Origin of the sequence: Mucilaginibacter antarcticus (genome assembly GCF_042686155.1) — a bacterium.
Taxonomy (GTDB): Bacteria; Bacteroidota; Bacteroidia; order Sphingobacteriales; family Sphingobacteriaceae; genus Mucilaginibacter; species Mucilaginibacter antarcticus.
Genome location: NZ_JBHUON010000002.1, coordinates 68,256 through 83,139, shown reverse-complemented (window position 1 = coordinate 83,139; position 14,884 = coordinate 68,256). Strand labels below are relative to the sequence as shown.

General features: G+C 42.8%; 14 protein-coding genes. 5 read left to right on the top strand and 9 right to left on the bottom strand.

All coding sequences use genetic code 11. The annotated features are described in order from the left end of the window. Positions 1-16 precede the first annotated feature (16 nt). The 5 genes from ybeY to ACFSYC_RS02230 all read right to left on the bottom strand — a co-directional run bounded on the left by ybeY (position 17) and on the right by ACFSYC_RS02230 (position 6,286). Positions 17-448 carry an rRNA maturation RNase YbeY gene (gene ybeY / locus ACFSYC_RS02250; protein WP_377123078.1) on the bottom strand — a complete coding sequence of 144 codons (432 nt, stop codon included), beginning with the start codon at positions 446-448 and terminating at the stop codon, positions 17-19. Then, positions 449-871, bottom strand: coding sequence for an ATP-binding protein (locus ACFSYC_RS02245; protein ID WP_377123076.1), 423 nt, complete (start codon positions 869-871; stop codon positions 449-451). Between the two features lies 1 nt (position 872). Then, positions 873-4,370 (bottom strand): DUF4175 family protein, encoded by a 3,498-nt coding sequence (locus tag ACFSYC_RS02240; protein WP_377123074.1) that lies wholly within the window; start codon positions 4,368-4,370, stop codon positions 873-875. A gap of 538 nt (positions 4,371-4,908) precedes the next feature. Continuing rightward, on the bottom strand, positions 4,909-5,391 hold the full coding sequence (locus ACFSYC_RS02235) for a hypothetical protein (protein WP_377123072.1): 483 nt from the start codon (positions 5,389-5,391) through the stop codon (positions 4,909-4,911). Between the two features lie 163 nt (positions 5,392-5,554). Beyond that, the gene (locus ACFSYC_RS02230) at positions 5,555-6,286 is read right to left on the bottom strand and encodes a hypothetical protein (protein WP_377123070.1); all 732 of its coding nucleotides are present in this window, start codon (positions 6,284-6,286) and stop codon (positions 5,555-5,557) included. 170 nt (positions 6,287-6,456) lie between these two features. On the opposite strand from ACFSYC_RS02230, the gene ACFSYC_RS02225 reads away from it, so the two are divergent. Beyond that, a complete protein-coding gene (locus ACFSYC_RS02225) occupies positions 6,457-6,768 on the top strand; it encodes a hypothetical protein (RefSeq protein ID WP_377123068.1) in 312 nt (103 codons plus the stop codon). Here ACFSYC_RS02225 and ACFSYC_RS02220 read toward each other — a convergent pair whose 3' ends face one another. Both ACFSYC_RS02220 and ACFSYC_RS02215 read right to left on the bottom strand, forming a co-directional pair. After that, positions 6,769-7,605, bottom strand: coding sequence for a sugar phosphate isomerase/epimerase family protein (locus ACFSYC_RS02220; protein WP_377123066.1), 837 nt, complete (start codon positions 7,603-7,605; stop codon positions 6,769-6,771). It abuts the gene before it with no gap. A 20-nt stretch (positions 7,606-7,625) separates the two neighbouring features. Then, complete coding sequence (locus tag ACFSYC_RS02215; RefSeq protein ID WP_377123064.1) at positions 7,626-10,316, bottom strand: PQQ-dependent sugar dehydrogenase; 2,691 nt, start codon at positions 10,314-10,316, stop codon at positions 7,626-7,628. Positions 10,317-10,508: 192 nt separating this feature from the next. On the opposite strand from ACFSYC_RS02215, the gene ACFSYC_RS02210 reads away from it, so the two are divergent. The 4 genes from ACFSYC_RS02210 (at position 10,509) to ACFSYC_RS02195 (ending at position 13,592) form a co-directional block, all read left to right on the top strand. Then, a complete protein-coding gene (locus ACFSYC_RS02210) occupies positions 10,509-11,435 on the top strand; it encodes a glycosyl hydrolase family 18 protein (RefSeq protein WP_377123062.1) in 927 nt (308 codons plus the stop codon). Positions 11,436-11,524: 89 nt separating this feature from the next. Then, positions 11,525-12,301 (top strand): molybdate ABC transporter substrate-binding protein, encoded by a 777-nt coding sequence (modA, locus tag ACFSYC_RS02205; protein WP_377123060.1) that lies wholly within the window; start codon positions 11,525-11,527, stop codon positions 12,299-12,301. A 2-nt stretch (positions 12,302-12,303) separates the two neighbouring features. Next, positions 12,304-12,975 carry a molybdate ABC transporter permease subunit gene (modB, locus tag ACFSYC_RS02200; protein WP_377123058.1) on the top strand — a complete coding sequence of 224 codons (672 nt, stop codon included), beginning with the start codon at positions 12,304-12,306 and terminating at the stop codon, positions 12,973-12,975. Then, positions 12,972-13,592 carry an ATP-binding cassette domain-containing protein gene (locus ACFSYC_RS02195; RefSeq protein WP_377123056.1) on the top strand — a complete coding sequence of 207 codons (621 nt, stop codon included), beginning with the start codon at positions 12,972-12,974 and terminating at the stop codon, positions 13,590-13,592. Before modB ends, ACFSYC_RS02195 begins: the two co-directional genes overlap by 4 nt. A 4-nt stretch (positions 13,593-13,596) precedes the next feature. On the opposite strand, the gene ACFSYC_RS02190 is transcribed toward ACFSYC_RS02195, so the two are convergent. Both ACFSYC_RS02190 and ACFSYC_RS02185 read right to left on the bottom strand, forming a co-directional pair. Then, positions 13,597-13,992 (bottom strand): ribosomal maturation YjgA family protein, encoded by a 396-nt coding sequence (locus tag ACFSYC_RS02190; RefSeq protein ID WP_377123054.1) that lies wholly within the window; start codon positions 13,990-13,992, stop codon positions 13,597-13,599. 102 nt (positions 13,993-14,094) lie between these two features. After that, complete coding sequence (locus ACFSYC_RS02185; protein WP_377123052.1) at positions 14,095-14,847, bottom strand: zinc ribbon domain-containing protein; 753 nt, start codon at positions 14,845-14,847, stop codon at positions 14,095-14,097. Positions 14,848-14,884 lie beyond the last annotated feature (37 nt).

Here is a 14,884-nt window from a genome sequence, read left to right as displayed (position 1 = left end):
TTCGTTAAAAGTAAAATTAGCTAATAAATTGACGTTTAGCCAAATAGTAATCTTCTTTTTCTGTCATTTTTTTTTTATCGGCGGGCCTTTTGTCTTTATAACCCAATAAATGCAGGGCTCCATGGATCAAAACCCGGTGTAATTCGTCAATAGTTGAAACCTTGAATTTTTCAGCGTTTTCTTGCGTACGGGGAACAGAAATGAAGATATCACCGGTAATTATCATTTCCTCCTCCGAGTTATCAAAGGTGACAATATCCGTAAAGGTGTCGTGATTTAAATACTGCTGGTTGATCCGCAATAGGTATGCGTCCGAACAAAAAATGTAGCTAAGCTCATTCAGCTTATAACCCTCGGCCATAATGGTTTCGGATATCCAGCGCTTAACTTTTAATTTATCTTTAAGCTTATAGCTAATATCCTCTTCAAAAAAATTGATAACGGGCATTTATAACTTAAATAGCAGTTCAACTTCGTTACCCTTGGTGTTAAATACGCACTGATCTGCCAAGTGTTTTACAATAAATACACCACGGCCTGTAAGGTTCTCCAGATTTTCTTCGGCAGTTGGGTCAGGCAGATTATTGTAATCAAAGCCATCGCCTTCATCAGTAATGGTCCAGGTGGCCCGTTTCTGGTCAACCTCAACATTAACAATTACTTTTTTATCCGGATCTGATTTGTTACCATGTATAATGGCATTAGTAACCACCTCGTTAAGGCAGGTCATCATGTTGGCAAATATGTCATCAGCCACTTGGTATTTGTCCGCAATTTCTTCTATCAAATTCTCTAATAGCGTAACACTCTCCCGGTTTGACGGCAGTTGCAACGTATATAGATCTGTAGTTTGAATAGGGGCTTGTTCCATACTATTTGGCATTAAGTTGGTCAAAATAAGATTTAATTTTTTGCTTGTAATATAAATTAAGGGCAGGGGGGACCGTTTTAATTTGCTCTGTTTGTTTTCCTTTTACTTGTTGATACTCCTGTAGCGCTTTGATATAGCCCGGCGGCAAGTCTTTGCCAGCCTGGCTTTCTCTTTTCTTATCCTGCTCCCGTTCCTGTTCTGCCTTTTCGGCTTCAAGTAAACGGATGTGTATTTCTTTTTGTCGGGCTACCGCCTCATCTGTTATCTTTCTGTTTACGATATCTTTTTCAATTTGTTCCATTTGCTGGGACATTTTATCCGCATCTTTTATTCCTGCACCACCATTTTTGCTTTGCTCATTATTAAGCTGTTGCATGGCCTGACGTATGGCCTGCTGTTCGCGCGCCATGCGTGCAAGCTGTTCGCTCATCTGGCCGCGACCTTGACCGGGCTGTTGCCCCTGCTGGCCTTGCTGCCCTTTTTGCTGGCCCGGCTGGCTGCCCTCGCCCTGCATCTGCTCGCGAGCCTTTTGCATGTTTTGGCTCAACTTTTCTTGCATTTTACGCAGTTGCGATAACGACATTGGTTTGCCCGATTTGCCTTTACCACTTTTCTGATCCATTTTATTTTGTAATTGCGATAGGGCGTCACTCAACATTAATGCCAAGTTATTCATAGCGGTCATTGCATATTGCTGGCTACGGTTTGCTTCAGCTGTTCTGCGTTCGCCTAAATTTTCAAGGGCATTGTCTATTTGCGTATTTATAGCGGTTATTTCGCGGTTTACGGTTGATTGTATCTGCGGGATGCGTTTACTCAGCGAAAATAAACTATCCTCGGCAGTTTTTAAATTATCCTTTATATTTTTTTGCGTTTGTGCCAGCGTAACATAATTCGGGTCTGACGGATTAATGCTTCGTAGCGATTCCATTGTTTTCTCTTGCGAAAATGAACTATTTACCAGACTCTTTAATAGCTCACGCAGTTGTTTAGCATCAACTTCAGCCTGGTCCTGCTGGCTTTCTTCCTGCTCCTTCTGCATTTTTTCGGCTAGCTTTTTCATTTGCTGCGAGGCTTGTTTTTGCGATTGTGAAGCCTTTTGTTTGTTGTTTTTTGACAATTGTTTTGAGCTCTCCTGCATTTCCTCCTCTATGCTGTTCTGCTCTTCCTTGGGATTTTTAAAGTCTTGTTTATTGTCGGGGTTATCCAAATCTTTTAAATCTTTCTTAATATCTTCAAACTCTTTGTTTAGGTTTTTTTGCTGTTGCTCCAGGCGATCTGTTTTCTCTTTATTCTCGGCCGCTTGGGATTGCTTTTCACCCGGCTTTTCGTCGCCGGCCTTCTGTTTGTCGTCGCCTGCCTTTTGCTTATCGTTCTGTTTATCTCCGCCTTGTTGCTTGTTCAACTGTTTATTTTCAACGCCGGGTTGCTGATCGGCTTGTTTACTTTCTTCAGATAGCTTTTCTTGCTTGTCAGCTAGCTTTTTAAGCTGATTGATATTTTGATTGAGTTTTTGATCAAACTCAAGCTTTTTGTATAGCTCCAGCATGCGGTCGAGCTCTTTTTTGAGCGACTTGTTATCGGTGTTCATTTTTGATAACTCATCTCGGGTCGTGTTTTTTTGGCCTTGCTGCATCAGTTGCTGCAGCTTTTGCAACAGTTCTTTAGTTTTAGGGTCTAACACATTATTAAGCAAGTTTTCAATCTCTTTTTGCTTCTCTAACAGCTCCTTGCTCTGCTCCTCGTTTTCCTGGCGATTGTACAGGTTCTTTTTGTTGTCGGCCTGTATTTGTTTTACCAGATCATCAAGTTCTTTGCGCTTGTTTAACAAGTCTTCAACCTGTTTCTTTTCATCAAACGACAAGCTGTTTTTGTTCAACAACATCTGGTCTATCTTTTTCGAGTCGCGCTCTAGCTGAGCGGCCAGTTTTATGGCTGATTGCATTTTCTGTTTAACGCCTGTGGTGCCGGCGTTCAATTCTTCGCGTAGTTGATTTTCATCGGGCACGTTCAACGTACGCTCCGTAGTGCGGGCTTTTTTATGACCGTTAACGTCATCATTGTCGGCCACCTCGAAAAAATATGTCACACGATCGCCCGGCTTAATGTCAAGTTCTTTCAGGTTCCAGAAATAAAAGAAATCAGAAATTGACTGATTTAATTCGGCCTTAACGGGTTTTACTACATTCCTTCCAGTCTTGCTGCCTGGTTCGCCAATGCGGTAATGGAAAGCCAGCGACGAAAAGCCATGATCATCCTGAATCTTTCCATCAAAATAAAAAGCCTGGTTGCTTACAGAGTCGGGTTTCTCATTAACGGTGATAGCAGGAGGCTCGTCGGCAATAGTTGTAATACGATATGCTGCCGAGTCGCTATGGGCAACTACGGTGTTTTGTGGATTTAGCTTATAAATAGAGGCGCCTACAACACGTTCTGTATGTTCAAAAAGATCCGGGCTTGACGGGCGTAGTTTGTGGTTTTTGCCGTTGATAGCAAAACCAAGGCTATTGGCATTTTGCGTATGAAAAAGCCATTTAATAACAGTTCCCGCGGGGATAGTCAGATCGCCGGCATTGTTCAAAGTTTCATTTTTTTTGTGGAGATAAGCAGGGTAGCGCAGCTCGACATCAAAATGCAATAGCGATGGGCGCAGGTTTACCTTTATTTCGTAAGGTTGAGATTTAAAGTCATTGCCTACCAACCTGAAAGTAGTGTTTTGCTGGAGGTTGCTAAACTGGTAATGAAACTTGGTAATACTTTCTTTATCAAGCTTAAAAGTATTATTGGCGGTTTCGACATAAACATCGGCAGGCAACAGGTTGCCTGTAAGTTTCAGATCAAGTTTTAAGTCCTCGCCTTGAACTACCGAAAGGTCGTTATTTAACAAAACAAACTTGAACGGCGCTACAGGGGCAAAGTATTCATTATGGCGAATAATCTTTTTAGTGCTTTCGGTTAATATGGACGGTGCAGCCAGGCCAATAACTAAAATTACCGCTACCGGCCCTAATACCCATTTAAGATATTTATTATTCTCTTTTATATTGATGGCTGACGGAAAGCGTACTGGCTTTAAATTTTCAATTTTTTGATCAATGCTTGCCTCGATCAAACCGCGGTGACTTTCATCACCGGCGGATTGCTTTTTTAGCTGTAGCGTATTTAGCAGCTTATCATTGATATCGTTAAAATGCTTGCCTATGATTTCCGCAGCGTCGTCGTGCGATAGTGTTTTACCCAGTTTAAGATAGGCCATTAATGGCGGCACAACCAACCAGGAAGTTAAAGCCAGGTTAAGCAGGATAAAGCCGTAAAACAGCACCCCCCTGAAAAATGAATCGAAATTGCCAAAGTATTCACTAAGCGTAATAACAATATATGCCGAAAATAAACCAGCGCCCAAAAATATCAAACCCCGCAAAAGGTTGTTCAGGTAATACTTTCTGATGAAAGTATTGATCTTTTGGATCAGAACGACATAGTTTTCAGATGTTTGCATATTGCCAGCTACTAATGTAAGGCTATTAAACCTGTATAATGCAAGCTTTTAACGTAATTTCTATGTTGCATTATATAAGGAAATCTAATATAAACAAAAAAAAATCCGCTGTACCTACTTATAGTGCTGAATTGCTAATAGTAACTAACAAATGATTTTTAGCCAAGGGTAAACTTGATGAACATTGCTTGTGTGCTATCGGCCGCCAAGGGGTAGTAGCTTCTCCCCACACTGTGCAAACAGTACCCTAGATGGGGAATAAATTCTTCGTTTGAAATACCCAATTACCTTGTAATAGGTGGAATTTAGCTGTGTGTAACGGCTGCGTTACACTGGCAGGATGTTTGTTTATAGTATTATAACCCTCCCAAAAGGGTTGTTTTTCATAGGTAGATGTAGGGCTCGAAACACTGCGAGAGTTTTTCGGCCCTTTTTTAGCTAGAGTTGAATTTTGCCCCTAATTTATAATTATATAAAAGAACAGGCCGCCCGTTAAAAGGCGGCCTTGTTTATTATGAGTATTGAGGGTGATGTACAATTACATTTCTTGTACGCTGGCAGATAATTTTGCGTCAGCTTGGCCTGAGGCGCCTTTTAGGGTTATTTCCGGAATGACAACTTTAGCCTTTCCGCCGGTAACTGTAATGGTTACATCAATATTAGTAGCGCCGATGTAAGCATAGGCTAACCCCTCTTTAGTACCGGCAGCCAATGTAAACTGTTTGCCTGACAGCGTTGTGCCATACCCTACTAATTGGTATGTGCCGCTGGTTGTTGGATCTTCTTTAAAACTTAAGGCAAGACTGTTAACTTTCAGGTCGGCCGTTGGTGCAGACTCCCAAAAATTGATTAAGAATTCTCCGTGAGAGGTGGGGCCTTTGTAAGTAACATTCGCTTTATAAGATACGCCTGCTAAGGTCCAGCTACCATTGCCTTGAGGAGCTACTTCCTGATCTTGTTTTTTGCAGCCGATGGTGAATAATAGCGCCCCTGCGCATATAAGTAGTAAAAGTTTTTTCATGATTGGTTGATTTTACTGTCATTTATTTGACGATGTAAAGCACCCGTTTTTTGTAGCCGGTATCAATAACGCAGATGTAGTATAATTTTTTCGAAACGGTGGCTATCAAACATTAATGTTAGTCGGCATTTAAATCAGGCAACTGACATCTGATCCTTAATAATTAGTTTATGCCAGCTGCGCCATTTAGTTGAAAATAGGTCGGCGATTTTCGCTTATCTTCGGGGATGGTTAAAAAAGCTTTATAGCTATCGTTTATATAGTCGGCGAAATTGAAGTTTCCACTTTCGTAGACAGCGATAGATGGCAAATATTTGATCATGAAATTAGTCAATTCCTGGCCGGTAAGCGGCACATAATTTATAAGGTTTGCAGCACTAAATACACGGGATATCTGTCGCTCGGTTTCGCCCTGCTGCTCTAATGCTTCTAGCCTTTTTCGCTTTTTATCCGCAGCGTGAGAGGTGAAGAGCTTGATTTTTAAACCGCCTGCTGGTTGATAGAACACAGTTTTACTGCCAAGCACACCTTTCTCTGCCGGGATGGCCCAGCCACTTGAGTTTACCTCGGTTTGAGTTACTTTAACTTCTTTAAGTTGATTGCTGCGTAATAGTAGATATACATCCTTGTTTTTTGTGTTGATAAGGTAAACAGTATCAGGCAAATAGTTTAAACCAAAAAAACAAAGCAGGTCGCCTTTTTGGGCTTTTATGCTATAGTTCCCCATCGGGTCTGTATGGGTTTTTATGTTTTGCGTCTGGTTTTCTACCGTGATACCTGATAGCATGATCTCAGTATTCAACTCGAACACTTTACCTTTGACTGTGCTTTGGGCTTGAGCGGCATGATGTGCCAGCACAAAGCATATTATAATATAAGCGATCAGTCTTATCATTGGGCTAAAATAAGCCCATTAATCCCCGCCCGTTAAGCTTTAACAAATTTTAACACGATTACTATTATAACCCCAATGATCAATCCTAAATTATCGGCGCAGCAAAGTCTTTTTTGAAACAAAGCATAAATTTAAAAACCATCTTAAAAATGTGTTGTTAGAAGTTTTATATGGAATACAATGTATATCTGTTGGCGACCGATCCGAAGAACCCATGCCGTGATGTGATCCATTCGAGAGATACCAGCTTGAAGATAAGGGTATATTGTCTTGAGAATGATATTTTTGAGCCCAATCACAATGAAATACAATTATTTGGGTATGCGCATGGTAAGCTGTATGCCTTCGAAACCATTGATATTAATGCAGAGGATGCGTTAGATGTAGTTGGGGCTATACAATGGTATGCTGACTACGTTGAATACCCTGATATGGAAATATTGCCCGAGGACCCACGCCCCGGGCACAATGTAGCAATGTAACTAATAGTTTATCTTATTCAAATATTCCATATTTAACTTCATGCTAGCTAACGGCGAACCTGCCGGATACTCTTCCTGTTCAATAAAAAAGTATTTTAAACCAGCCTGTTTGCTTTGTTTAAGCATGCCGACAATATCTAAACCGCCATTTCCAAACTCGACACTGCCCTTGCCCTTCATATCCTTTAAGTGCCAAAGCGGAAAACGGCCCTCGTACCTTTTGAAATAAGCGAAAGGATCATTGCCTGATGCTACCACCCAGCCAAGGTCAAGCTCCATGTGAACCAATTTAGCGTCGGTGTTATCTAACAGGATATCATACAACACCTGTCCTTTATCTTTTTTAAACTCAAAATCGTGGTTATGGTAACCAAACTTTAAGCCTGCTTTTTTACATTCTTCGCCGGCCTTGTTAAAGCGTTCAGATACTTTTTGGTAGTTAGCAATCGTGTCGCCATTAAAGGGCAATGATGAGCAAACAAGATATTCCTGTCCAGCCTCTGCAGCCTGGTCAATGGTGCGTTGCCAGTTGGCGTCTACACTGCAATGTCCGCTGCGCAGAGTCATGCCCAGGTCTTTGCATGTTTGTTTCATTTCTGTCGGCGTAAGACCATAATATAACCCTTTGTTACTGGCTGCAGATTCAATTTGTTTAATCCCCAAATCGGCAATAATCTTTAATGTCCCCTTAGGGTCTTTCATCAGCTCGCTTCTGAAAGTGTATAACTGCACCCCGGCATTGGTAACCTTTTTAGGCGCAAATTTGTACGATGGCAGCAACACTGACCCTGCGGCCAGCGCGCCCATACTCTTCAAAAAATCCCTTCTTATCGTCATTTCTTTATAATTTATGCAGATTACTTGGTTTCAATAAATTTAACGGCACTAATACGCATAGGTGCGCCGCTGAATACGAAGTAAAGCTCAGTTATGCCCTGCCCCGCAGGGATGTCTATATTCACATCACCCGGGTTGGCCATGCCGCTGTAGGTGCCCAGCAGTTTGCCTTGCCGTGAGCCGGCATGTAACTCAACGGTGCTGATATTTGCGCTCCTGTCCCTTGCGCCGGTTTGCAGTTGGATTTGGCCAATGTCTGACAAATCTATTTTAGTGAACCTTAACCATGCGCCGGTGGCTTTTGTAATGGTGCGCTCAATATTAACATCAACACCATCACCTTCAATAGCTTTATGTGCTGGCAGGGTTGGCGCGGTCAGCACTAGCATGCTTTCACTGGTTTGTGCTGCTACTCCGTTTGCGCCACGATCTGTATACGCCGCGCGCAGAATAAAGCTTCCATCCTTATTATTTCCTTCCGGAACGATTGGCGTATAGATCCCCGCCACTGGCAGCGATTTTGCTTTTGGTGCAGGGTAGCCTAAGCTCAAAACATATTTTACAATAGCCTTCGCGTCAGCATCAGCCAGGGTTGGGTGGGCAGGCATTTGGGCGTGACCCCATACACCCTCGCCGCCTTGAATTATTTTTTTAGCCAATTTGTCGGTAGCACCTGGCTCGCCTTTATATTTCAGGCCAACTTGCGTAAATGACGGGCCAAGCAATTTTTCTGTAACCGAATGGCATGAGCGGCAATCGCTTTTAGCAATCAGGCCCAAAGCAGTTGCGTATTGCGCTCCCGCATCCATACTACCTTGTTTTGATGCAATGGCTGTCATGTTATACCCCTCGGACAAATAATTTGCACTGATAGACACCCGGGCAGGCGAAATCTTTTTATTCGCCAGGCTGCCGTCTTCTTTATCGGTAACACTTACGGTATAAGCTATACTTTTATTAGGGAAGAAGAAACTGGAGTTACCCTTGGTTACTGCCAAATTAACCACCGGCGGCTGATTCCCCACCTTCACCTCCACCGATTTACTGTTTTTTGCACCTTTTGAATCTGTTACAGTTAACAGCGCTTTATAAACACCCGGCGTAGTTAATGTTAAATTAGGGTTTTCTTGCGCGATAGTTTTAAACGGCGCGCCATTGCGGGTAACTTTCCAGGAGTAGCTCAGTTTATCACCCTCGTCAGCGTCTTTTGTGCCGGCAGATGTTAGCGCTACGGTCAACGGCGTAGCACCGGCAACTTTATTTACCGCTACCTGCACATCGGGCCGTCGGTTGCCGCCATTATATTCAATGCGTATCAGCTCGGCTTCGGGGTTGTCTTTAAAATAACCATTACCGTATTCTAACACGTATAAATCCCCATTAGGACCAAACTTCATATCAATTGGTCCGCGCGGTTTAAAATTAGGCAAAAAGCGCTCCATGCTTACATATTTGCCATCATCATCAATAGTGACAACGTTTATCCAGCCACGTACCCAGTCGGTAATAAACCATTTGCCTTCGTAATATGAAGGGTATAAGCGGGGCGCGTTACTGAAATCAGCCGCATGAAATATCGGACCGCCGACGGCACTGTTACCACCTGCTTCAACAAGCGGAAACTCCTTGCTTTGTTGTTTTGAGTACCAGATAAACGGCGCTGTAGTTGGCGGCAGCTCGTTTAAGCCGCTACTGTTTGGCGATGTGTTAACCGGTTTTTGAGGATCAAACAAAGGGCCACTTTCTTTGGTAGCGAAATTATATTTATGGTACGGAAAATTATTACCGATAAAATACGGCCAGCCGTAATTGCCGGCTTTTTTCGCCTGGTTAAACTCATCGTATGATTGCGGACCGCGTTTTTCAAAGTCGTCTACGCTGCCGTCAGGGCCAACTTCACCCCAGTATAAATACCCGGTTCTGCTGTCTATAGATAATCGCCATGGGTTACGGTTGCCCATAGTATAAATTTCGGGACGTGTTTTTGGTGTGCCCTTGGCAAATAGGTTTCCTTTAGGGATGGTATAAGTGCCGTTTGGCTCGGGGTGAATGCGCAAGATCTTGCCGCGTAGATCATCTGTATTCGATGATCCTTTTTGCGAATCCTGGGTAGACATATTAGGGCGCTCATCCAGCGGCGAGAAGCCGTCAGACGCACGCGAAAAAGTGTTATCGCCGGTACTTAAATACAAGTTTTTGTCTTTATCAAACACCATGCCCCCGCCAACGTGGCAACACTCAAATCGTTGAACAGGCACGTCCAGGATGGTTTTTTTTGATGATGCCAGTAAGGGACCCCTTCCATCCCAGGTATAGCGCTCCAAGGTGTTTTTAGACTCGCTGCCGGCAGGCGAATAATAGACATAGATAAAATGGTTTTTATCAAATTCGGGGTCGAGTACGGCACCTTGCAGGCCGTCCTCGGCTTCGCTAACTTCACCGGTTTGGCTTACATATTTAGTGCTTACGCCAAACTCATGTACCACGCTTATCTTTTGCGTTAGCGGGTTATAAAGCTTGAGCTTGCCTTTACGCTCTGCATATAGAACCTTGCCGTCTTTTAGTATTTGAAACTGCATGGGCTCCTCAATTCGCTGCGCAAGCACCACTTTGGTGAAGCGGCTATCGTCGGGTTTTGCAGTGTTTTGTGCAGATGCATTAAAAAAAATCGCGGCAGCAAAAAAGCCTGCCAAAAAATTATGTTTACGCATAAAAATGGAAAACTGGTTAATAAGAAGAATATAATTGGGGTTGTAGGTTCAATTATAGCGCTTTTAATCGATTTAGCAATATGATTCGAAAGATTTTTATCATAAATTTGGTTAGCTCGTTATTCAAAAACAATGCAAACAATGCTTAAAATCAATAATAAATGGTTATTGCTAATATTGTTTACCTGTACAATGCTATCCGCACAGGCGCAAACAAGCAGCAACAAATTTAAAATAGTTGGCTATTACGCCATCCGCGCGGCATTAACCGCCGATTTAAGTACCGTGCCGTTTGATAAGCTTACGCACATTAACCTGTACTTTTTAAATCCGGATACGCTGGGTAATTTCAATACAGACCTAACAGGGCTGTTGCCTTTTATTAAAGCGGCCCATGCTAAAAATGTTAAAGTACTACCCTCTATAGCCGGGGGGAGCAAGCACACTTATTATCAGGCTTTATTAATGGATGATAAGCGGCCAGCTTTTGTAAAAGCCTTGGTTGACGTGGCTGTAAAGTACGGTTTCGATGGGATAGATGTAGATATCGAAGGCGGGGATATTGATGAAAATTATGAGAAATTTGCAACCGAATTGTCGGCGGCGTTAAGGGAAAAAAAGCTGTTGACTACTGCAGCTATTGCCATATTTTACAAGGACCAGCTTACCGAGGCCGCGCTGGCCCAATATGATTTTGTAAGCCTGATGAGCTACGACCATACCAGCCCGGGCAGGCCTGATAGGCCTGGACCGCATTCGCCTTATGACAAGGCGGTGACCGACCTGGATTATTTTTATACTGTAAAGAAAGTACTAAAAGAAAAAATGGTATTGGGTGTCGGTTTTTATGGCTATGGCTTTGGCCAGGATTTAATCACGCCCGGCATGAGCATGACTTACAAGCAACTGGTAGCCCAATACCCTGGCGCCGAGCTGGTAGACGAATGGGCACTGCCGGGCGGCAAAACCATTTATTATAACGGCATCCCTACCATTAAACAAAAAACGCAGCTAGCCCAAAAAACGGCATCGGGCATTATGATCTGGCAACTGCTTGGCGACGCGCAGGGCGATAAGTCTTTGTTGAGCGCTATTTATCAGGAAGCGTATCAAAAGTAATCTGATGAATGTCTACAGTCTAGCTACTACGCTTAAAGAGCACTAATGCTTTTGATAATTCGTTCTATATTTACACCAAGCATATAGCCATGAACCACCATCCCAAATTTGCCGGTACCTTACAACGCGTGTGTTTTTTATTTGCTGTCGCCATGCTAGGCTCGTTCGCGTCTGCTGCGCAGGTACTTAGGGTAGCAGCGGCAGCTAATTTGCAGGCGGTTATCACCGTATTGCAAAAAGATTTTAAGCAAAGATCCGGAGTAGATATCGAACCTATTGTGGGTTCATCGGGTAAATTGGTAGCACAGATTAAAAACAGGGCGCCCTTTGATGTGTATTTATCTGCTGATATGGCTTTTCCCGAATCGCTTTTTAAAGATGGATTTTCAGCGAAGGCCCCGGTGGTTTATGCTTTGGGTAATCTGATCATCTGCAGTTCAAAGGATATTGGTTTTGAGCGCTGGGAGCGGGTGCTGCTTACGCCGAATGTTAAAAAGGTGGCGTTGGCCAACCCCGCTGTGGCACCTTATGGTGCAGCAGCCGAAGAACTGCTGAAGACAAAAGGCATTCGTGAAGATATTAAAAGCAAGGTTGTTTACGGCGAAAGTATATCTCAGGTAAACACTTACATCACCACGGGCGTGGTAGATGTTGGCTTTACCACGCAAGCGCTTATATGTGACCCGGCTAATAAAACCAAACTGTACTGGAAAGCTATAGACCCTAACACATACACCCCGATAAGACAGGGAATGGTAATATTAAAAAAGGGGGCCGCCAACCCAAACGCCGAAAAGTTTTACCGGTATATATTAAGTGCTGACGCTAAACGTATATTTGAACAATACGGTTATCGCACAAAGTAAAAATGGATTTTTCGCCTATATGGCTTACGTTAAAATTGGCGGCAATTACAACGTTGTTGTTGTTTCTGCTGGGTTTGCCCCTGGCCTGGTGGCTATCAAAAGGACGTTCATTTATAAAAACCATTATCGAAGCAGTTATAACTATGCCCTTGGTGTTACCGCCGTCTGTGCTGGGTTTTTATCTTCTGCTGGCGTTTAGTCCGCAACGCGGGTTTGGTAAATGGTTGAGCGAGACTTTTGACGTACAGTTTGTCTTTTCTTTTCAGGGATTAGTGCTAGCCTCAGTAATCTACAGTTTGCCTTTTATGGTAGGGCCTATTAAATCGGCGCTACAGCAGTTGCCGGCGTCGCTGGCGCAAGCATCGTATACACTGGGTAAAACTCGGTGGCGGACATTTAAAGGCGTTCTGCTGCCAAATATTAAACCGTCATTGATCACAGCGTTCGTTTTAACTTTCGCACACACGCTTGGCGAGTTTGGCGTGGTGCTGATGATAGGCGGCAGCATTCCTAATGTAACCCGGGTAGCATCCATCGCTGTCTATGATTCGGTTGAACGTATGGACTATGAAGCCGCAAATGCTTACTCGCTCATTCTTTTTGTTATCACCTTTGTTCTGGTAACAGGCGTTTTTATATTCAATAAATACCAGGCTAAATCCCCGTTGGAATGATCGACATTGACATACAAAAGAGCCTTACGGTGTATCATGGCAAAAAAACACTACAGGTACGCCACCGTTTTGAAACCGGCACCATAACCAAGATCTTCGGGCCATCCGGTGCCGGCAAAACTACTTTGCTAAAGGTGATTGCCGGGTTGGCGCAGCCCGAAAAAGGAAGGATAGTAGCAGGGGATGATATTTGGCTGGATACCGAAAATCGAATTAACTTATTACCACAAAAAAGGATGCCCGGTTTTGTATTTCAGGATTTCGCGCTATTTCCTAACATGACGGTACTACAGCATTTGCAATATGCAACAAACGATGTTGCCTGGATAAATCGCTTGTTAAAACTTGGGAGATTAGAAACGTTGAACGATCATAAGCCCCAACACCTATCAGGCGGGCAACAACAGCGCTTGGCCGTATTGCGTGCTCTAACTACTAAACCTAAGTTGATATTGATGGATGAGCCGTTTTCGGCCATTGATCCTGATTTGAAGACAGCGCTGATAGCGGACCTGAAGGTAGTATTTAATGAACTAAAAGCTACTGTATTGATAGTGAGCCACAACCCTTCTGAATTGGAGGGCTTAGTTAACGGAGAATTGCTAATAAAAGAGTAAGGAATCAGTCAAGTTCGGGATACATGCTACGTACCAGTGTACGCAATGAAAGTTCAATCAATATACCCAGGCCAATACCGATAAAATAGCATAATATATCGGTCAGTAAAAAAGTTTCTCCTAACATTACACGGCCAATAAATGTGGGCCTGATTTTGTCAATCCAGGGTGCGTGGTACAGTTGGCTAAGCTCGGTAAGGGTAACGTAGATGCCGCTTATAACCACAGCAAACTGTAGTGATTTTTTGATAAATAAAAAACGCATCAACAGAAAAGCAGTTAACCCCCACAAAATGTCGCCAATAAAAAGCGGAATAACAGACGAGAGTTCGCGCGTTATCAAGCCGGTTATAACCGTTATTACAATAAGGCCTAAATAAATTAATCGCGCTTTTAGCATTGGTTAAATATATATGTTTTTCAACATATCAGGAATCTAATATACAAAAAAAGCGTCCCCCAAATTATGAAGGACGCTTTTTATATTACTTAAGCTTAAAAATTAAGCGGTTGCAGTTTCTTCTTCATCTAAAGCCATTTGCTCGTCAATTAAGATACGGCCGCAATGCTCGCAAACAATAACTTTTTTGCGTTGACGGATATCAGACTGACGTTGTGGCGGGATTTGGTTAAAACAACCAGAGCATGAATCGCGCTGAATGGTTACTACAGCTAAACCATTTTTAGCGTTTTTACGCAGACGGTTGTAAGCAAATAGTAAACGCTCGTCAATGTTTGGTAAAGCTTTATCCGCCTGAGTAGTTAATTCGGTCTCATCTTTTTCGGTTTCTGCAGTAATTGTACCTAACTCTTGCTTTTTAGCATCAAGATCGCTCTTGCGGGCTTCTAAGTCAGCCAAAGCTTTTTCATAAACCTGAGTTTTTGAAGCAATATCAAAACCATATTCACGGATTTTTTTCTCGCTCACCTGTACATCTAACCCTTGTATTTCAATTTCTTTTGAAATTGCATCATACTCGCGGTTGTTTTTTACTTCATTGAGTTGAGTTTCGTATTTTTTGGTGTTGGCCTGCGCATCCTTGATCAGGTTTTTGCGGGTAACAATATCATCTTCCAGATCATCCAGCTCGCTTTTAATTTTCTGTATACGGGTTTCTAAACCTGCAACATCATCTTCAAGGTCGGCAACCTCCATAGGTAATTCACCTCTAACCTGGCGAATTTTATCAATTTTAGTGTGGATGGTTTGTAATTCGTATAACGCTTTAAGCTTTTGTTCTACGGTTTGTTCCATTATTTCGACGGGATTTATGCTTATTTATTTATAAACG